A 17,654-nucleotide genomic window follows, 5' to 3' on the forward strand; every position below is an offset into this window, starting at 1 on the left:
AACCCCGTGTCACACGTCAGTCAAACATCATCCACATCGCCTTCGCGACGCACCCGGCTTGCCGCCAGCACCACACGACCAAAGGCAGCCCAGGCCGCACCGCGTCGGAAAGCCTGATCAGGCCCTCCCGCCATGCAGCCGGCTGCCAGACCCTGGCCTCCAGTCGAGACCACCGCGGTGTCTGCCGCAACAAGCCGGACAGCCCTCGGATGCCGCAGCCGCGAAGGCCGCATCAACCGATCCCCTGCCCGGCTCGCGCCGGATGTCGCATCAAGGCTTCACCTGCATTGCACGCCTGCAGGTCCGCACCCCGGACGGCCCCGGCAAAGCCGAAACCGCACGATCGCAAACCACACGCGCAAAAAAAATGGGCCGGAAGCTCCGCCCATCCCTTCTGGCACCTGGAAACTGCCGCCACCCAAACTCAGGGCTGCCGCTGCTTCGTGGGCCTTGCAAAGCCTTCACGCGAAACGCCGATGATAGCCGAGAGTGCCTGAAGCGGCAACCAATCGTGAACTTTGCCGCCGTTGCGTGCCACAATCCTGGGCTTTATTCGAACGGAGACTCCATGGGTTTTCTCGCTGGCAAGCGCCTCCTGATCACCGGCCTGTTGTCCAACCGCTCGATCGCCTACGGCATCGCGCGCGCCTGTCACCGCGAAGGGGCCGAACTGGCCTTCAGCTATGTGGGCGAACGCTTCAAGGACCGCATCACCGAATTCGCCGCCGAATTCGACTCCAAGCTGATCTTTGACTGCGACGTCGGCAACGACGCGCAGATCGAGCAGATGTTCGCCGACATCGGCACCGCCTGGCCGGAAGGCTTCGACGGCTTCGTGCACTCGATCGGCTTCGCGCCGCGTGAGGCCATTGCGGGCGATTTCCTCGACGGCCTGAGCCGCGAGTCCTTCCGCATCGCGCACGACATCTCGGCCTACAGCTTCCCTGCGATGGCCAAGGCCGCCGCGTCGCGCCTGCGCCCGAACGCCGCGCTGCTGACGCTGAGCTACCTCGGCGCGGTGCGCTACGTGCCGTCCTACAACACGATGGGACTGGCCAAGGCGTCTCTCGAAGCCAGCGTGCGCTACACCGCGTCCAGCCTCGGCCCCAAGGGCATCCGCGTCAACGGCATCTCGGCCGGTCCGATCAAGACGCTGGCGGCCTCGGGCATCAAGGGCTTCGGCAAGATCCTTGACGTGGTGGAGAACCATGCCCCGCTGCGTCGCAACGTGACGATCGACGACGTCGGCAACGTCGCCGCCTTCATGATGTCGGACCTGGCCTCGGGCGTGACCGCCGAGATCACCTACGTCGACTGCGGCTTCAGCCAGGTGATGGGCGGCATCGCCGAGGGCGTCGCCTGAGGACCTTGCGCCCGGACGGCGTGGCGGCCTGCGCCGTCCACGCCGCCTCCCCCTCCCGCCCGTGACCGCCCCCATGCGCGCCCTGCTTGCCGAAGACGACGCCATCCTGGCCGACGCGCTGTCGGCCAACCTGCGCCAGTCCGGCTTCCAGGTCGAGGTGGCCGACAACGGCGCGGTGGCCGAGTACCTGCTGACGCGCCAGGCCTTCGAGGTCGGCATCATCGACCTCGGGCTGCCGCTGGTTGACGGCCTGACCGTTGTGCAGCGGGTGCGCAAGCTGAAGCCGCAACTGCCGCTGCTGATCCTCACGGCGCTGGACGGCCTCGAGCACCGGGTCGCCGGGCTCAATGCCGGTGCCGACGACTACCTCACCAAGCCCTTCGACTTTCCCGAGCTGGAAGCGCGCATCCGTGCCGTGCTGCGCCGGGCCGCGCCGGGTGACAGCGGCGTCAACGGTGTCGAGGCCGGCTCGTCCGCGACGGCCGTCGGCCAGCTGGTGTTCGACCGCGACCTGCGCCGCGCGACCATCGCCGGCCAGTCGATGGAGCTGACGCCGCGCGAATGGCTGCTGCTGGACCTGCTGCTGAGCCAGCGCCGCAAGGTCATCACCAAGGAACAGATCGCGCAGGCGTGGTCGGCCGACGTTTCCGAAAGCGGCGGTCCGAGCTCGCTGGAGGTCTACATCCACCGCCTGCGCCGCAAGCTCGAGGGCTCGGGCGTGGGCATCCGCACCGTGCGCGGGCTGGGCTACCTGCTCGAATCGCAGGACTGACGCGGCATGGCCGCCCGCAGCCCGTCCGCGAGCCGGCTGTTCCACCGCCTGCCGGTGCTGTCGCCGGGCCGCAGCTCGCTGCGCCGTCACCTGATGGTCTGGCTGGTGCTGCCGCAGCTGGTGCTGTGGCTGGCGGCCGCAGGCGTCAGCTACAACGTCGCGCTGCGGCATGCCAACCAGGCCAACGACCGCGGGCTCTACCTGTCGTCGCGGGCGCTGGCCCGCCAGGTCAAACCGATCGGCGGCGGCCTGTTCGTCGACTTCCCGCGCGCGGCCAAGGACATCATCGAGTCGGACCCGGACGACCAGGTCTACTACATGGTCAGCACGCCGCCAGGCCAGTTCATCCTCGGCAACCTGAAGCTGCCGCTGCCGCCGCCGGATGCGCCGGTGGTGATCGACCAGCCGGTCTTCTACGACGCCGTGATCGAGACCGGTCCGCCGGGCAAGACCAGCCAGACCGCCGTGCGGGTCGCCGCGATCACGCTGAACTGGGGCGAGGCCCGCGAGCCGCAGCGCATGCTGGTGCAGGTTGCCAAGAGCCGCGTCAGCCGCGAGGCGCTGACACGCAACATCCTGGCCGACACCGCGCTGCCGCTGTCGCTGCTGATGGCGGCGATGTGGGGCCTCGTCTGGGCCGGCATCCGCACCGGCCTGGCGCCGCTGGCCCGCTTGCGCGACGCGGTCAGCGGACGCGGTCCGGACGACCTCGCGCCCATCGAGCTGGAGTCCGCCCCCGAAGAGGTGCGTGACCTCGCCGCCGCGCTGAACACGCTGCTCAATGCCGTGCACGACAACGTCGTTCACCAGCGCCGCTTCATCAGCGATGCAGCCCACCAGCTGCGCACCCCCCTGGCTGGCCTGAAGAGCCAGACCGAGCTGGCGCTGCGGGAGGCCAGCGATCCGGCGCTGCAAGCCCGCCTGAGCCGCGTCCACGAGAGCGCCACCCGCAGCGCCCACCTCGTCACCCAGCTGCTGACGCTGGCGCGCGCCGAGCCCGAATCGGCCGCCGCGCAGGCCCGCAGCCGCTTCGACCTGCGCCGCCTGACCCATGAGCTGACCGCTGAACTGGTGCCGCGTGCGCTGAAGGTCGGCATCGACCTGGGCGTGGACGACAGCGGCCCGGCCGAGCCGCTCTGGGTGGAGGGCAACGCGCTGCTCATCCGCGAGGCGCTCAGCAACGTGATCGACAACGCGATCCGCTACGCCGGCGAAGGCGCGGAAGTGAGCGTGCGCTGTCAGGCTCAGGGCCCGGACAACGTCGCGGTCGAGGTCGACGACAACGGCCCGGGCATCCCGCAGCCGCTGCAGGCCCAGGTGTTTGACCGCTTCTTCCGGGCCACGACCGAGGGCAGCGGCTGCGGGCTCGGGCTGGCGATCGTCAAGGAGATCGTCGAGCGCCACCACGGACGGGTCGCGACGCAGGCGCTCCGGCCACGCGGCCTGCGGGTCCGGGTGACGCTGCCGAGCGTCGCTTGAGGCCGTCGTTGAAGGAATTCATGAATCGGGTTTTCACTGATCTTTAATTTTTTAAAGAACATTTAAAGTTCGCTCCGCTGAGGGCGGCACCACGCCATGCCCCGCAGGATGTCCGGGTCCGACTCCCCACCGGCCCGGTGTCCGTTCAACCCCCTACGGAGACCCCATGAACAAGATCAATCGCAAGCTGGCCCGCACCGCGCTGGCCGCCGCCGCCACGCTGGCGCTGCACGCCGTCGCCCAGGCCGGCGAGGTCGAGGTGCTGCACTACTGGACGTCCGGCGGCGAGGCCAAGTCGGCCGCCGCGCTGAAGGCGCAGCTGGAGAAGCAGGGCCACACCTGGAAGGACTTCGCGGTCGCCGGCGGCGGCGGCGAGTCGGCCATGACGGTGCTGAAGTCGCGCGTGGTCTCGGGCAACGCGCCGGCCGCCGCCCAGATCAAGGGTCCGACCATCCAGGAATGGGCGCGCGAAGGCGTGTTGAGCAACCTCGACGAGGTCGCCACCAAGGAGAAGTGGGACAGCCTGCTGCCGCCGGTGGTCTCCGACGTCATGAAGTACAAGGGCAAGTACGTCGCCGTGCCGGTCAACGTGCACCGCGTGAACTGGCTGTGGGCCAACCCCGAGGCCCTGAAGAAGGCCGGCGCCAAGCTGCCGACAAACTGGGACGAGTTCTTCGTCGCCGCCGACAAGCTCAAGGCCGCCGGCATCGTCCCGGTCGCCCACGGCGGCCAGTCCTGGCAGGACTTCACCACCTTCGAGAGCGTCGCGCTGGGCGTTGGCGGTGCCGACTTCTACAAGAAGGCCCTGGTGCAGCTCGACCCGGCCACGCTGTCGGGCGACACGATGAAGAAGGTGCTCGCCACCTTCAAGAAGATCAAGGGCTACACCGACAAGAACGCACCCGGCCGTGACTGGAACCTGGCCACCGCGATGGTGATCAAGGGCGAGGCCGGCATGCAGCTGATGGGCGACTGGGCCAAGGGCGAGTTCGTCGCCGCCGGCAAGGTCCCGGGCAAGGACTTCCTGTGCGCCGCCGCGCCGGGCACGGCCAAGTCCTTCACCTTCAACGTCGATTCGTTCGCGATGTTCCAGGTCAAGGGCGACGACAAGATCAAGGCCCAGAAGGATCTGGCCGCGGCGATCCTGTCGCCCGAGTTCCAGGAGGTGTTCAACCTCAACAAGGGCTCGATCCCGGTGCGCCTGAACATGAACATGGCGAAGTTCGACGACTGCGCCAAGCTCTCCAGCACCGACTTCGTCTCGACCGCCAAGGGCGGCTCGCTGGTGCCGTCGATCGCCCACGGCATGGCCGTCGCGCCGGCCGCGCAAGGCGCGATCCAGGACGTGGTCAGCCAGTTCTGGAACAGCGACAAGATGACCGCCGACGAAGCGGCCACCAAGATCGCCGCCGCCGCGAAGACCAAGTAAGCCGCACGATCGGTCCGACCTCCCGGACCCGCGCAGGGCCGCCTCACGCAGGCGGCCCTGCGCTTCGTCCGCTTCGTCGTCCTGATGGCTGCATGCACGACGTGGTCGGCCCGAGCGCCGCCGCGTCCCTTCCCCGGGAGTCCCCATGGCCACTTCGAGCGCGACCGCGCGGCTCGACCACTGGCTGCCACGCCTCGTCCTGGCGCCCAGCTTCGTGCTGTCCTTCCTCTTCATCTACGGCCTGATCGCCTGGAACGGCTACCTGTCGGTGTCGGCCTCGCGGCTGCTGCCCAACTACGAGTTCGTCGGCCTGGCGCAATACAGCCTGCTCTGGGAGAGCGAGCGCTGGCTGGTCGCACTGAAGAACCTTGGCATCTTCTCGACCCTGTTCATCGGCTTCGCGATGGCCGTGGGCCTGCTGCTGGCCGTGCTGCTGGACCAGAAGATCCGCGCCGAAGGCGTGCTGCGCACCATCTACCTGTACCCGATGGCGCTGAGCTTCATCGTCACCGGCACCTCATGGAAATGGATCATGAACCCCGGCCTGGGCATCGAGCACCTGATGCACCAGTGGGGCTACGAGTCCTTCAGCTTCGACTGGCTGGTCGACCCCGACATGGCGATCTACACCGTCGTGATCGCGGGTGTCTGGCAGAGCGCCGGCTTCGTCATGGCGCTGTTCCTGGCCGGCCTGCGCGGGATCGACGAATCCATCATCAAGGCGGCCCAGATCGACGGCGCCAGCCTGCCGCGCATCTACCTGCGCATCATCATCCCGAGCCTGCGGCCGGTCTTCTTCAGCACGCTGATGGTGCTGGCGCACATCGCCATCAAGAGCTTCGACCTGGTGATGGCGCTGACCGCCGGCGGCCCCGGCTACGCGACCGACGTGCCCGCGACCTTCATGTACACGATGGCCTTCAACCGCGGCCAGATCGGCCTGGGTGCGGCCTCGGCCACCATCATGCTGGCGACCATCGCGGCCATCGTGGTGCCCTACCTCTACAGCGAACTGCGCGCGTCGTCGCGCAAGTGAGGCGAGTCCCATGCAACGACTCCACCGCGTCATCCTCTTCGGCCTGCTGGGCCTGTTCGCGGCCTTCTTCCTGCTGCCCTTCTACGTGATGCTGGTCACCTCGCTGAAGGACATGGAAGAGATCCGCAATGGCAGCCTGCTGTCGCTGCCCGGCATGCTGCGCCTGGACTCCTGGGCCAAGGCCTGGGGCAGCGCCTGCACCGGCATGTCCTGCGGCGGCCTGCAGCCCTACTTCGTCAACTCGTTGATGATGATCGTGCCGGCCGTCGCGGTGTCCACCGTGCTCGGCGCGCTCAACGGCTACATCTTCACCAAGTGGAAGTTCCGCGGCAGCGAGCTGCTGTTCGCGCTGATGCTGTTCGGCGTGTTCATGCCGCTGCAGGTCGTGCTGCTGCCGATGTCGCAGGTGCTGGGCTGGGTCGGCCTGTCCGACTCGATCTGGGGCCTGGTCTGCGTGCATGTGCTGATGGGCCTGGCATCCACCACGCTGTTCTTCCGCAACTACTACCTGAGCCTGCCCGACGAGCTGATCAAGGCCGCGATGCTCGACGGCGCCGGCTTCTTCCGGATCTTCTGGCGCATCGTCCTGCCGCTGTCGACGCCCATCCTGGTCGTCACGGTGATCTGGCAGTTCACCAACATCTGGAACGATTTCCTGTTCGGCGTGGTGTTCTCCGGCGCCGACTCCAAGCCCATCACGGTGGGTCTCAACAACCTGGCCAACACGTCCAGTTCCGTCAAGGAATACAACGTGGACATGGCCGCAGCGCTGATTGCCGCACTGCCGACCCTGGCCGTCTACGTGCTGGCCGGCAAGTACTTCGTGCGCGGCCTGACCGCCGGCGCCGTCAAGGGATAAAGGAACACGTCATGGGCGCACTTTCCATCCGCAACGTCCGCAAGAGCTACGGCGAGACGCACATCCTCAAGGGCATCGACCTCGAGATCGACAAGGGCGAGTTCCTGATCCTGGTGGGCCCGTCCGGCTGCGGCAAGTCGACGCTGCTGAGCATGATTGCCGGCCTCGACGCGCCGACCAGTGGCTCGATCCACATCGGCGAACGCGACGTCACGCATGCGCTGCCGAAGAACCGCGACATCGCGATGGTGTTCCAGAGCTACGCGCTCTACCCGAACATGAACGTGGCGCAGAACATCGCCTTCGGCCTGGAGATGCGCAAGGTGCCCAAGCCCGGGCGCGACGCCGCGGTGGCCCGGGTCGCCAAGATGCTGCAGATCGAGCACCTGCTCGAACGCAAGCCCGGCGCGCTCTCGGGTGGCCAGCGCCAGCGGGTCGCGATGGGCCGTGCGCTGGCGCGCGATCCGCTGCTGTTCCTGTTCGACGAGCCGTTGTCCAACCTGGACGCCAAGCTGCGCGTCGAGATGCGCGCCGAGATCAAGCTGCTGCACCAGCGCACCCGCACGACCACGGTCTACGTCACGCACGACCAGGTCGAGGCGATGACACTCGGCGACCGCATCGCGGTCATGAAGGAAGGCGTGGTTCAGCAGTTCGGCACGCCCGATGACATCTACGACCGGCCGGCCACACGCTTCGTCGCCGAGTTCATCGGCTCGCCGGCGATGAACATGCTGCAGGCCCGCAGCACGCATGAGGGCCTCAGTGCCCACGGCATCGAGCTGGCCCTGACGGCGGGCCGGGCCGAGCGCCTGCGCGCCCAGGTCGGCAGCGAGTGGATCTACGGCCTGCGCCCGGAGGCGATCGGCTTCGGCGCGAACGGCCTGCCCGGCTGCATCAGGATGATCGAGCCGACCGGGCCCGAGACCTACGTCAGCGTCGAGACCGGCGCAGGCACGCTGGTCGCGCGCCTGCCCGGCAAGATCGGCGAGCAGGTCGGCGACAACGTGCACCTGCAATGGGATGCCGCACAGGCCCACCTGTTCGATGCCAGCACCGAGGTCCGGCTGCCGGAATGAGCCATCAGGCGTGCGGCGAACCGGTTCCACACGCGTCATTCAGGCTGGTTCCCAGCTTGTAACCCGGCCAGGTCTTGCGTGGACCGGTGCCGCGCTACGATGCGCGGCGCCTGCGTCATGACACCGCCGTGTCATGGCGCAGCCCCCACCGCATCCAGCCAGAAGAAGCCGATGAAGCCCTCCGCACCGCACGCCCCGTATCCCCGACTTGTCGGCGACATCGGTGGCACCAATGCCCGTTTCGGCTGGATCGCGCAGGCCAGCACCGACGGCACCGAGCCGGTCATCACCGACGTCCACACGCTGCCGACCGCCGACCATGCCCAGCTCGCCGACGCGGTGCGTGCCTACCTGGCCCGCATCGGGCGTGGCCGGCCGGGCTCGATGGCCTTCGGCATCGCCAATCCGATCACCGGTGACGAGGTCCGCATGACCAATCACCACTGGAGCTTCTCGCTGTCGGGCCTGCAGGCCGAGCTGGGGCTGCAGCGCCTGGTCGTCATCAACGACTTCACCGCGCTGGCGTTGGCGCTGCCGTCGCTGAAGTCGCACGAGATCCGGCAGCTGGGTGGCGGCACGGCCCGTGCGAACGCGCCCATCGCGCTGCTGGGCGCAGGCACCGGGCTGGGCGTGTCGGGTCTGATCCACAGCGCCGCCGGCTGGACAGCGCTGGCCGGCGAAGGCGGCCACGTCACGCTGGCCGCGACCGACGACCGCGAGGCGGCGGTGCTCGAACAGATGCGTCGCGCCTTCGGGCATGTCTCGGCCGAACGGGCGCTGTCGGGCAGCGGCCTGGTCAACCTCTACAACGCGGCCTGTCACCTGCACGCCTCGGCGGCCCAGCCGCTGTCGCCGGCAGACGTCACGCAACGGGCACTCGACGGCAGCGACGCAGCCTGCGTCGAGGCGGTCGAACACTTCTGTGCCTTCCTGGGCAATGTCGCCGGCAACCTGGCCCTGTCGCTGGGCTCGCTGGGTGGCGTCTACCTGGGCGGCGGCATCGTGCCGCGCCTGGGCGCCTTCTTCGACCGATCGAAATTCCGCCAGCGCTTCGAATCCAAGGGACGTTTCGAGAGCTACCTCGCGGCAATCCCCGTCTATGTCATCGACGCCAGCGTGTCCCCGGCCCTGGCAGGCGCGGCACGCGCACTTGGCGAAGACTGAGCCGGTCCCGCGCGCACCCCGGAAACCGCCGCACCGCCGGCGGTTTTTTCATGCCCGACGACATGCGCGTCGGTCCGCCTGGAAACCGCCGGCATCCATGGCCCCAGAAACGACATAGCCGCTGCAGGAAACCCTGAAGCGGCTGAACATGTGCAACTTGCGTCGACGGATGAAGTGGCGGAGTGGACGGGAGTCCAGCCCTACGCCGCTAAGCTCATGTTTCTACTACCGTTTTTCGGACGACAGTGTTGCAATAGCCTACCGTAAACGGGGTAGCAGTTCAAGAGTTACGGTACCAAGTTTGGCGCGCCAGCTTTCGCGACTTGCGCCAGTCTACCAAGGCCGCTAGCCGCCCCCTCATTGCAAGGACTGACGGGACAACGGGTGAGCCAGAGCACACTGCCTCGCCCTGCCTGCGTACACCTCGTGGGCCTGTCATTGAGCACGACCGAGCACACACCGATGTCCGTCACCGAAGCCCCCGCAGAGACGCTCCTGTACTTCGCCTACGGCTCCAATATGAGCAGCCTCCGCCTCCAGCACGCGACTCGCGCCCCGTCCGCGATGCCTGTAGGACCGGCGTCCGTTTCGGGTTACCGCCTCGCCTTCCACAAGGCCAGCATCGATGGCTCTGGCAAGGCCGACTGCGAGCACACAGGTGACCTCACAGACCGGGTATTCGGTGGCTTGTTCAGGGTGCCGGTCGCGGACATCGCGGCCCTGGACAAGGCGGAGGGAGCCTCTGGCACCAAGGCGGGCTATCGCCGCACCGAGGTTGTGGTCGACACGGACAGCGGTCCGGCGAAGGCGGTCACCTACGTTGCGACCAACAAGCAACCCGACCTGCTGCCGTACCCCTGGTACATCCAGCACGTCCTGGTTGGGGCCCGCGAGTTTGGGCTCCCGGCCGAGTACATAGTTGCAATCCAACGCCGGGCGACGCAGTCAGACCCGAAACCCAGCCGACCGACCGAAGAGCTCTCTATCTACGCAACCCCGCTACTCCGCCGGGAAGTGCCCGGGGACGCCCAAGCCATCCATGAGCTGACAATGCTCACCTTCGAAGATGTACCGCACTCGGTTCACACCGAGCACTTCATCGTTGACCAGCTCCGCATCGCCGGTGCGCTCTCGGTGTCACTGGTCGTGGAAGTCCACGGGAAGCTGGTCGGGCACGTGGCGGTGTCTCCTGTGACGATTTCAGACGGGTCATCGGGCTGGTACGGCCTCGGGCCGATATCGGTCTCGCCGGCATATCAGCGCCAAGGCATCGGAACCCTCCTGATGAACGGTGCAATCTCGGCGCTACGAGCTGCCAAGGCATCAGGGTGCGTGCTGCTTGGCGACCCGACCTACTACCAGCGCTTCAGCTTCCTTGGCTGCCCAGAGCTTGTCCTGCCCGGCGTGCCGGCAGCGTACTTCCAAGCACTCAGTCTTGCCGACAGTCGCCCCCAGGGCACGGTGTCGTATCACAAAGCGTTCGACGCTACGGAGTGACCGCACCAACAATCTGCCGGCCGGGGACGCCGTCTGCAATCGGCTGCGCTCGTTCAGTGACACCAGCGGCAGATTTGTGCTCGGTTGATGACACGGACAGCCGACTTGCTTTCAGTTGATGGCCGGCAAGGCGCGCTCAGCATAAGAAGCGTGTGCCCTTCCGACTGGCTGCCTCGCCGACAAGCCGCTGCGCGACCATCGCCGTTGAGCCAGAAGGACAACGGCCACGCAAGGTGGCTGTCACATGCGAAGTTCTCTGTCGCGGCATGCGGCTGTCCGTGCAGTCCTGGTGGCGGAGCTCCGCCCTGCAGGCCGCACGTGCGCCTCGCATGGCAGTTGGTCCTTGTTGGCTGGGCGGTCGCTAGGCCGCGGTTCTGCCGGAGGTGTACAGGCGGCCACCTCCGTACGCGCCGGCAGACGCTCACGACCGCGCCCAGGACTTCCAGGCTGGTCTTGCGTCGGATTGGCGGATAGGCGGGGTTGGTGGCCTCCAAGTAGAACTTGCCGTCGTCATCGCGACGCAGCGTCTTGACTGTGATTTCGCCGTCCACCAACGCCACGACGATGTCGACCGGGCCGGTCGGCGCGTTCTGCTCCACCGCGACGAGTTCGCCCTCGAGGATGCCGCCGTCGCGCATGCTGTCGCCGCGCACCTAATGCAGCGAGTTGCGGTTGGGCTGGTCGATGAGGTAGTCGTCCAGCGTCAGCACTACCGGCTCGGACTGTTCCGCTGACTGCGGCTGGCCAGGGCGCACCGAGCCCAGCAGCGGCCAGCCGAAAAACTTCCTGGGCGGCACCACCCGACCATCGACCCGCTCGACGTAGCCGGCGGCGTTCAAATGCCCGATGAGGGCGAAGACGCTCGAGGTCGAGGACAGGCCCAGCACCTCGCACAGTTTGGGCGTCGGAGGGAAGGCGCCGACCCGCTTGTCGTACTCGCCCAGGGTGGATAGGTGCTGTCGTCCGCCATGTCCAATTCATCGCTAGTTCTTTCGATGGAATCTACGGACCGCCATAACGCGGCGGGACCCCGGGACACACTACCGGTAGTGGTTGTTCCGATTGCGGACCCCGGATATAGTGTTTAGCACTCGCGACCGGCGAGTGCCAGTTGGAAAGGTGCCGCACGATGGCGACCCAGCAGCAGTTCATCGACTTCCTGTCCGAGATTGAGCCCAGCGGCAGCACAAAGGCGGTCTGCAGTTCGGCCCACCGTACCCTGCGCACCAAGCTCGCCGAGCACCCGACCTACAGGACAATCCACAAGGAGACGTACCTGTCCGGGTCCTACGCCCGCGAAACGGCACTCCGCCCGCGCGTTTCCGACGGCACGCTCCGACGGCCGGATGTGGACATCATCGTGGTCACCAACTACACCCAGTACGACCAGCCGAGCAACGTCATCACGACCTTGCGCCGTGCGGTGAAGCAGCTGGGGTATGCAGAAATCGAGTCAAACAGGCGCTCCATTTGCGTCTCGCTGGGTTCCGTCGAGATGGATGTCGTGCCGGTCATCGCCAACCCGTGGCACCCGGGAGCATGGCTCATCGCCGACAAGAGCGAGGAGCGCTGGCTCGAAACCAACCCGATGGGCCATAACGAATGGGCGCGTGCGGTCAACAAGCGCGCGAACGGCAACTTCAAGCCGTTGGTCAAGCTGTTGAAGTGGTGGCGCCGCGAGAACCTGCCCCACCTTAGGCGGCCGAAGGGCTTCATCATCGAAGCGATGGTGGCCGAGCTCATGGACTACCGCGAGAACAGCTACGAGGAACTATTCGCGAAACTCCTTGAGCGCATCACGACGGAGTATCACTGGCTGGCCGCGACCGGCCAGGTGCCGCACCTGGCGGACCCCAGCGTTGAGGGCAACAACGTGTTCTCCCGGGTGAAGCCCGAGGAGTTCAAGCGCTTCTACGACATGGCCGCCGACCACGCCCAGCGCGTTCGCCGGGCGCAACGTGAGACCGACCCGGAGAAGGCGCTGTTGCTGTGGCAGCGAGTCTTCGGCGACCGCTTCCGCAAGTCGACGCCCAAGCCTGGTGGGCTGCTTCGTACCGCCGCAGCGACCGGTGGCGGCCTTGGCCTGACATTCCCGGCGAAGGCGGTCGTTCCCCCGAACAAGCCGCCCGGCTTCGCTTGATGCGGCTGCTGCTCGAGCAGACCAAGCGCATGCTCGCGGAGACCCGCGAGATGGATATGCTCGCGGCCGACGCGAGTTGGCTGACGAAGCTGTCATGGGGCTTCACCGCCAACAAGGAGGTGTGCGTTGATTTCGACATCACGGTGGCGGGGAAGGTCCACGAAGCCGTGCTTGTCTACCCCGACCTTTTCCCGCAGGCGCCTGCGTACGTGCGCCCGAGGAAGGTCGACGAGGCGTGGAGCAGCCACCAATTTCCGGGCACAGGCACGCTATGCCTGGAATGGGGGCCAGACACCTGGCACCCGGGCGTCACCGGCGCAGACCTCATCCGCAGCACACACAAGCTGCTGGCATTCGAGAAGCTCGGGCCGGCGCTTGGCTTGGAAGCACCTTCTCGGCATGAACCGACGCTAGGGCAGCGCCTGCGCTCGGAGACCAGACGCTTTCTTGTCACACCCGAACTGGCCCTGGCGATGCCAGGCTCGCATTCAGCCCCGTTTACGCCGCTGACGGTGTCGACTTCGACCCGCTTTCGCGAGTTGGTGAGCATCGCCGTGAAGCTTGGGCCAGAGGACGGCAACCTCTTGCCAGCGCTTCCGCCCGAGGTGACCGATGCTGCTATTGGCAGCGTGTTCCTACGGTCGGGGTGGCTGGTGCGTTGCGATGAGTGGAGCGGTCTTGCGGCACCAGCCAAGAGCCAGGCCGACATTCGCGACTACCTCAAGGTCAAAGGGCGCTGGCCCTGGCCAGATGACGAGGACCGTAGCGCCTTCCTGCTGCTGGTGGACGACCAAAGGGCCCTACGGCCGATAGCCTTGGCCAAGGGAACTGGTGACACGGCCTACGAGTATCGAATGGTCGACTTCAGCGTCGCGGGCACCTCTCGCCAGCCGGAGACAAATCAGTGCCTGGCCGGCAAGCGCGTAGCCGTGATTGGATTGGGCTCGGTGGGTAGCAAGCTTGCAGTGACATTGGCCCGCTCGGGTGTCACGCGCTTTCTGCTCATCGACGACGACATCCTGGCACCTGGAAACCTCTCTCGCAATCAACTCGATTGGCAGTCGGTGGGCTACGACAAGGTCGATGGCACGCGTGGCGCGATACGCCTTGTCCGACCGGATGCCGAGGTCCAAACACGTACGTTTCGGTTCGCCGGCCAGGAGAGCTCCGCCTACAACACCACGGTGCTTGAACAGGTGGCTGCCTGCGACTTGGTCATCGACGCAACGGCCAGCCCAAAGGTCTTCTCCTCCGTGGCCGCGATTTGCGCCCGACGGGGTGTGCCCCTTGTATGGGGCGAGGTCTTCGCCGGCGGCATCGGCGCGCTGATGGCCCGCAGCATTCCGGGGCAGGATGCTGACCCACTTACCGTGCGTGCAGCCATCAACGCCTATTTGGCGACGCTGCCAGAGGCACCGTTCAAGCACGCGGAGGGGTACGACGCGGAAGAGGCCGGCATGGTCTACGTCGCTGGTGATGCAGAGGTGAGTCAACTCGCGGCCTCGTTGGCCCAGTTCGCGATTGACGCGCTCGTCACCACGGAAGCTCGGCGATTTCCGGTTGCTGCCTACCTGCTCGGATACCAGAAGGCTTGGGTCTTTGAAGCGCCGTTCGACACTCGTGCGATTGAGTGTCCTACGGCGACGCCTGGGCCAGCCGACCCCGAGGACGCCGAAGCCAACGCGACAGCCTTCGGCGAGCTGATTTCGGTCTTCAGTCCGAGCAAATGATGACCGTAAGCGTTCCGCCGGACGTGCAGGAGACCTTGCGGCGCGCGCTGCGTGCAGCCGGGTCCAACGAATGTGGCGGCATCCTGATGGCTGAGCACATCGGTCAGGACCACTTCATGGTCCGGCAATTGACCGTCCAAGGAGGCGGCAGGTTTGCCAGCTTTGTTCGCGGCACGCGCTCGGCCTTCCGGGCTCTGAGTGCGTACTTCCGCCAGTCGGGTCACGACTACACCCGCTTCAACTACCTGGGTGAGTGGCACTCCCATCCGAGCTTTTCTGTGCAGCCGAGCGAAACCGACCACCGTTCCATGCTCGACATAGTGACGAACGCGAAGGTTGGCGCGAACTTTGTGGTGCTGCTCATCTTCAAGCTCGTCGACCGCGAGACGCTGGAGGGCAGCGCCCACACGTACCTGCCGGACGGGACAATTTCGCCGTCAACCTTGGTGCTGGAGGACCTCACGTGACAGCACCGCTGTTTCAACGACAGTCAACCGGCGGCGTCGTCGCCAGAGATGGGTTCGACTACCAGGACGCGTTTCTGCTCGAGCACATTCCGCTCTACCTCTCACAGGGCGCGTTCAGCCACGCCGTGAGCGAGCTGCTGGGTGACGTCGAGGTGCGCTACCACAGGCCCGGAGGTGGGACGTTCTGCGTGCTTCATGAGGCAAAGAGAAACCAGCTCACCACGAACGCCTTCTGGGCCGAGGTCGCGCGCTTCAGCGAGCTTCACGATGCGGCACCGGACGAGTACGTTCGCTTCGTTCTCGTATGCGGCGACTTCAACGGAGACTTCGACCCTCTGTTTCGAAAGCTGGAGCGATACCGCGGGCCCGCCGACTCCCTGAACAGCGATTCGAGTATTCGCGCGTCGGCTGAGGCGGACATCGAAGCAACCATTGTTGGGCTCGGTCAGACCGTAGACGTGGCGCGCTTCGTTCTTGAGCGAGTGTCGTTCGTCAAGTACAGCGACGCCAACGTGGCCGGAGCCTTTGCCAGCATGATGGCAACGCACTTGCCCACTATGGCCAACATGCGTGGCGTCGATGTCAGCACCTTTCGCGGGCGCTGCAAGGAGTTGGTCGACGGCTCCACGAAGGGTCTCGTCTCACGGCGGGCACTGGAATCCGCGCTGGTCGAGTCTGCGCCCGATTTGGCATCGGAGTGGCTCGGCACCGCGACGAAGGTACAGCTCTTGGGAGACCCGCCGGCGAGGTTCGAAGACCTTTCGCTGGAAGTTGGCCGGTTCAACGGCCCGCTACGTGGGACCCTGGGCGTAGGCGCTTGGACGGAATTCCACGACCAACTGACCGCTATGGGGCAGTTCATCCTGGCCAGCCGTGAGCGGCGAGGGGTGAGGCTCTCGGCCAAGCAACGCATGTCACTCGCCTGCACTGTGGGCTATTGCTTGTCGGCAACCAGCGGCTTCACGCTCCAGATGACCCACAACGGCCAGACACTGGACACAGCGAGTCACGAGCGGTCCAGCGATAAGTTCTTCGGGATGAGCGAGGAGGCGCCCGACCGTGCGGGTGACGAAGGGGTTGCTGCAATCAGCTTCCCGTACCCTGGCCACGATGATGTACTTGCCACAGCGCGAGGCCTCGGGCTGACAGGCGCGCCCAAGGTGTTCCTGGCTAGCGTCTCTGCGCTCACGAGCGTCGCCGTGCTGAACGCTGCCGTGCACGAGGCCAAAGCGGCATTGGTGGCGTTCCGTTCTCGGCACCAGTTGTCACGGGTGCATCTATTCATCAAGGCGCCGTCGGCCTTTGCGATGGCGCTCGGGCACCGTTTGAACGGGGTTGGGGTCGTTCAACTCTACGACTGGGTGGACCTTTCCTATCAGGCAACCGCGGAGCTGCGATGAATGGACTTGCGGCACGAGTGGCAAAAGTCGGCACGAAGGAGGTCGGCCAGAGGTAATGGCGGCCCTCGTATAGGAGAGTTACGACGACCGCCTCTTCCGAATCCAGGCTTCCCTGCGGCCATCGACGGACGTTCGGTACTGAAGGTCGAACAACCGCGACTCGCTGACAGCTTGCTGCCATGACCGGCACCCGTACTTCTCGGGCGTTTGCTCAGCGTCATGGGTAGCCATCCAATCGCGTGCGTCGCTGAGCCGGGCCCATCCCTCGGTCCCTGTCGCCACTATCGCTTCACTTAGCGCTCGGACCATGCCGGAGTTAGACCAGGCGAAGCTGCCGTCTGGGGCGATTCCATTGACTGTCAGTTCGTAGAAGGCTGGTGACCTGGAAAATGATTCTGCGGCGTCCCTGGCCGCCTCCATGCTTTTCGCCCACTCAACTAGTTCAAGGTAGTGTCCGTCAATGCGACCGTAGCTGTCCTCAAGATGGCGGATGGCCGCTACGCACCCCTCCTCGCTCCACACATCGAAGCGGTCGATGAGGTGGTGGACCAGGTCGTTGCGCATCGCGACCAAGTCCTCGACTTCCTCTTTGGTCTGAGCCCACCGGTCGGGCGGCATCGACATGCGGAAGCTGATGCCAATTGAGATGCGGTCGGTGGCCACCTTGCCTTCGGGCAGGAGGTCTCGCTCGAAACCATCGGGTACAACATAAGTCTCAAACAAGGCCTTGACCAGCGTACCAAGGCTCTTGTCCGAGAGCTTCTCGATGCGCATCGAACGCTGCTCTTCCAGGGCTTCTAGTGAGCCAGCCAACTCGTGATGCGCGAGCATGGCTTTCATCAGGCGTTCATACTGCTGGATGCGCAACATGCACCTGCCCAACAGTCGCTGAACGTCGCGCTGTAGCGCTGGACGAGGGTCTTCAGTCATTGGAGGTCTGGTCGGATATTCGCGGCGCCGCTCGGTCGATGCAGCACGCCAGCGAGCGGGTTGAACCTTCGGCGGCTCCCTTCCGGACCGCCCCTGGCTTGCGGCGAGCCTCCCAGTATCCTTCCAAGCACGAACCGAACGTACGCCCCAGTCTCGGCCCGTATGTCGTCGAGATTGCGAAGCCAGAGCGCAGCGCGACCTCGGTGACCACCCGCGCAGCTCGCTTCCGCAACCACGGTAGAACTTCCGTAAGCGTCCAGCCAACTCATCTTGAACCGCATCGAAGCGAAAGCAAGGATCGTGTCCACG

Annotated in this window: 16 protein-coding genes and 1 pseudogene; 14 read left to right on the top strand and 3 right to left on the bottom strand. The window is 65.9% G+C overall.

Features of this window, described 5'->3' with window-relative positions; translation table 11 throughout:
* Window positions 1-568 precede the first annotated feature (568 nt).
* The 10 genes and pseudogenes from fabI to Q8X39_RS08825 all read left to right on the top strand — a co-directional run bounded on the left by fabI (window position 569) and on the right by Q8X39_RS08825 (window position 10,678).
* Entirely contained in the window at window positions 569-1,363 is a 795-nt protein-coding gene (gene fabI / locus Q8X39_RS08780; RefSeq protein ID WP_305749263.1) for an enoyl-ACP reductase FabI, read from the top strand.
* A 73-nt stretch (window positions 1,364-1,436) separates the two neighbouring features.
* Window positions 1,437-2,135: a response regulator transcription factor gene (locus Q8X39_RS08785; protein ID WP_305749264.1), complete on the top strand. Its 699-nt coding sequence runs from the start codon at window positions 1,437-1,439 to the stop codon at window positions 2,133-2,135.
* A gap of 6 nt (window positions 2,136-2,141) precedes the next feature.
* Complete coding sequence (locus Q8X39_RS08790; protein ID WP_305749265.1) at window positions 2,142-3,614, top strand: sensor histidine kinase; 1,473 nt, start codon at window positions 2,142-2,144, stop codon at window positions 3,612-3,614.
* Between the two features lie 166 nt (window positions 3,615-3,780).
* Window positions 3,781-5,043 carry an ABC transporter substrate-binding protein gene (locus tag Q8X39_RS08795; protein ID WP_305749266.1) on the top strand — a complete coding sequence of 421 codons (1,263 nt, stop codon included), beginning with the start codon at window positions 3,781-3,783 and terminating at the stop codon, window positions 5,041-5,043.
* 145 nt (window positions 5,044-5,188) lie between these two features.
* Window positions 5,189-6,079 carry a carbohydrate ABC transporter permease gene (locus Q8X39_RS08800; RefSeq protein WP_305749267.1) on the top strand — a complete coding sequence of 297 codons (891 nt, stop codon included), beginning with the start codon at window positions 5,189-5,191 and terminating at the stop codon, window positions 6,077-6,079.
* 10 nt (window positions 6,080-6,089) lie between these two features.
* Window positions 6,090-6,938, top strand: coding sequence for a carbohydrate ABC transporter permease (locus Q8X39_RS08805; protein ID WP_305749268.1), 849 nt, complete (start codon window positions 6,090-6,092; stop codon window positions 6,936-6,938).
* 11 nt (window positions 6,939-6,949) lie between these two features.
* On the top strand, window positions 6,950-8,017 hold the full coding sequence (locus Q8X39_RS08810; protein WP_305749269.1) for an ABC transporter ATP-binding protein: 1,068 nt from the start codon (window positions 6,950-6,952) through the stop codon (window positions 8,015-8,017).
* Between the two features lie 171 nt (window positions 8,018-8,188).
* A complete protein-coding gene (locus Q8X39_RS08815) occupies window positions 8,189-9,181 on the top strand; it encodes a glucokinase (RefSeq protein WP_305749270.1) in 993 nt (330 codons plus the stop codon).
* Between the two features lie 462 nt (window positions 9,182-9,643).
* Window positions 9,644-10,087: pseudogene (locus tag Q8X39_RS08820) on the top strand (gamma-glutamylcyclotransferase family protein); the annotation flags it as partial.
* A 144-nt stretch (window positions 10,088-10,231) separates the two neighbouring features.
* Window positions 10,232-10,678 (top strand): GNAT family N-acetyltransferase, encoded by a 447-nt coding sequence (locus Q8X39_RS08825; RefSeq protein WP_305749308.1) that lies wholly within the window; start codon window positions 10,232-10,234, stop codon window positions 10,676-10,678.
* Window positions 10,679-10,731: 53 nt separating this feature from the next.
* On the opposite strand, the gene Q8X39_RS08830 is transcribed toward Q8X39_RS08825, so the two are convergent.
* Window positions 10,732-11,331 (bottom strand): LexA family protein, encoded by a 600-nt coding sequence (locus Q8X39_RS08830; protein WP_305749271.1) that lies wholly within the window; start codon window positions 11,329-11,331, stop codon window positions 10,732-10,734.
* Entirely contained in the window at window positions 11,332-11,565 is a 234-nt protein-coding gene (locus Q8X39_RS08835) for a LexA family transcriptional regulator (RefSeq protein WP_305749272.1), read from the bottom strand.
* A 242-nt stretch (window positions 11,566-11,807) separates the two neighbouring features.
* Between Q8X39_RS08835 and Q8X39_RS08840 the strand changes: the two genes are divergently transcribed.
* Genes Q8X39_RS08840 through cap4 form a run of 4 tightly spaced genes read left to right on the top strand, consistent with a single transcriptional unit; the run spans window position 11,808 to window position 16,415 of the window.
* On the top strand, window positions 11,808-12,818 hold the full coding sequence (locus Q8X39_RS08840; protein ID WP_305749273.1) for an SMODS domain-containing nucleotidyltransferase: 1,011 nt from the start codon (window positions 11,808-11,810) through the stop codon (window positions 12,816-12,818).
* Window positions 12,818-14,548: a ThiF family adenylyltransferase gene (locus Q8X39_RS08845; protein WP_305749274.1), complete on the top strand. Its 1,731-nt coding sequence runs from the start codon at window positions 12,818-12,820 to the stop codon at window positions 14,546-14,548. The genes Q8X39_RS08840 and Q8X39_RS08845 overlap by 1 nt, the downstream gene beginning before the upstream one ends.
* Window positions 14,548-15,015 (top strand): M67 family metallopeptidase, encoded by a 468-nt coding sequence (locus tag Q8X39_RS08850; protein WP_305749275.1) that lies wholly within the window; start codon window positions 14,548-14,550, stop codon window positions 15,013-15,015. Before Q8X39_RS08845 ends, Q8X39_RS08850 begins: the two co-directional genes overlap by 1 nt.
* The gene (gene cap4, locus Q8X39_RS08855; RefSeq protein WP_305749276.1) at window positions 15,012-16,415 is read left to right on the top strand and encodes a CD-NTase-associated endodeoxyribonuclease Cap4; all 1,404 of its coding nucleotides are present in this window, start codon (window positions 15,012-15,014) and stop codon (window positions 16,413-16,415) included. Before Q8X39_RS08850 ends, cap4 begins: the two co-directional genes overlap by 4 nt.
* 78 nt (window positions 16,416-16,493) lie before the next feature.
* On the opposite strand, the gene Q8X39_RS08860 is transcribed toward cap4, so the two are convergent.
* Window positions 16,494-17,255, bottom strand: coding sequence for an LOTUS domain-containing protein (locus Q8X39_RS08860; RefSeq protein ID WP_305749277.1), 762 nt, complete (start codon window positions 17,253-17,255; stop codon window positions 16,494-16,496).
* Between the last annotated feature and the right edge of the window lie 399 nt (window positions 17,256-17,654).

The sequence above is a fragment of the Leptothrix discophora genome (genome assembly GCF_030705305.1).
Taxonomy (GTDB): Bacteria; Pseudomonadota; Gammaproteobacteria; order Burkholderiales; family Burkholderiaceae_C; genus Sphaerotilus; species Sphaerotilus discophorus.

Coding starts and splice junctions, on each gene's coding strand:
- Q8X39_RS08815 (WP_305749270.1), top strand. CDS start 8,189: ATGAAGCCCTCCGCACCGCACGCCCCGTATCCCCGACTTGTCGGCGAC.
- Q8X39_RS08840 (WP_305749273.1), top strand. CDS start 11,808: ATGGCGACCCAGCAGCAGTTCATCGACTTCCTGTCCGAGATTGAGCCC.
- Q8X39_RS08785 (WP_305749264.1), top strand. CDS start 1,437: ATGCGCGCCCTGCTTGCCGAAGACGACGCCATCCTGGCCGACGCGCTG.
- Q8X39_RS08825 (WP_305749308.1), top strand. CDS start 10,232: ATGCTCACCTTCGAAGATGTACCGCACTCGGTTCACACCGAGCACTTC.
- Q8X39_RS08805 (WP_305749268.1), top strand. CDS start 6,090: ATGCAACGACTCCACCGCGTCATCCTCTTCGGCCTGCTGGGCCTGTTC.
- Q8X39_RS08860 (WP_305749277.1), bottom strand. CDS start 17,255: ATGAAAGCCATGCTCGCGCATCACGAGTTGGCTGGCTCACTAGAAGCC.
- Q8X39_RS08795 (WP_305749266.1), top strand. CDS start 3,781: ATGAACAAGATCAATCGCAAGCTGGCCCGCACCGCGCTGGCCGCCGCC.
- Q8X39_RS08845 (WP_305749274.1), top strand. CDS start 12,818: ATGCGGCTGCTGCTCGAGCAGACCAAGCGCATGCTCGCGGAGACCCGC.
- Q8X39_RS08790 (WP_305749265.1), top strand. CDS start 2,142: ATGGCCGCCCGCAGCCCGTCCGCGAGCCGGCTGTTCCACCGCCTGCCG.
- Q8X39_RS08850 (WP_305749275.1), top strand. CDS start 14,548: ATGACCGTAAGCGTTCCGCCGGACGTGCAGGAGACCTTGCGGCGCGCG.
- Q8X39_RS08810 (WP_305749269.1), top strand. CDS start 6,950: ATGGGCGCACTTTCCATCCGCAACGTCCGCAAGAGCTACGGCGAGACG.
- fabI (WP_305749263.1), top strand. CDS start 569: ATGGGTTTTCTCGCTGGCAAGCGCCTCCTGATCACCGGCCTGTTGTCC.
- Q8X39_RS08800 (WP_305749267.1), top strand. CDS start 5,189: ATGGCCACTTCGAGCGCGACCGCGCGGCTCGACCACTGGCTGCCACGC.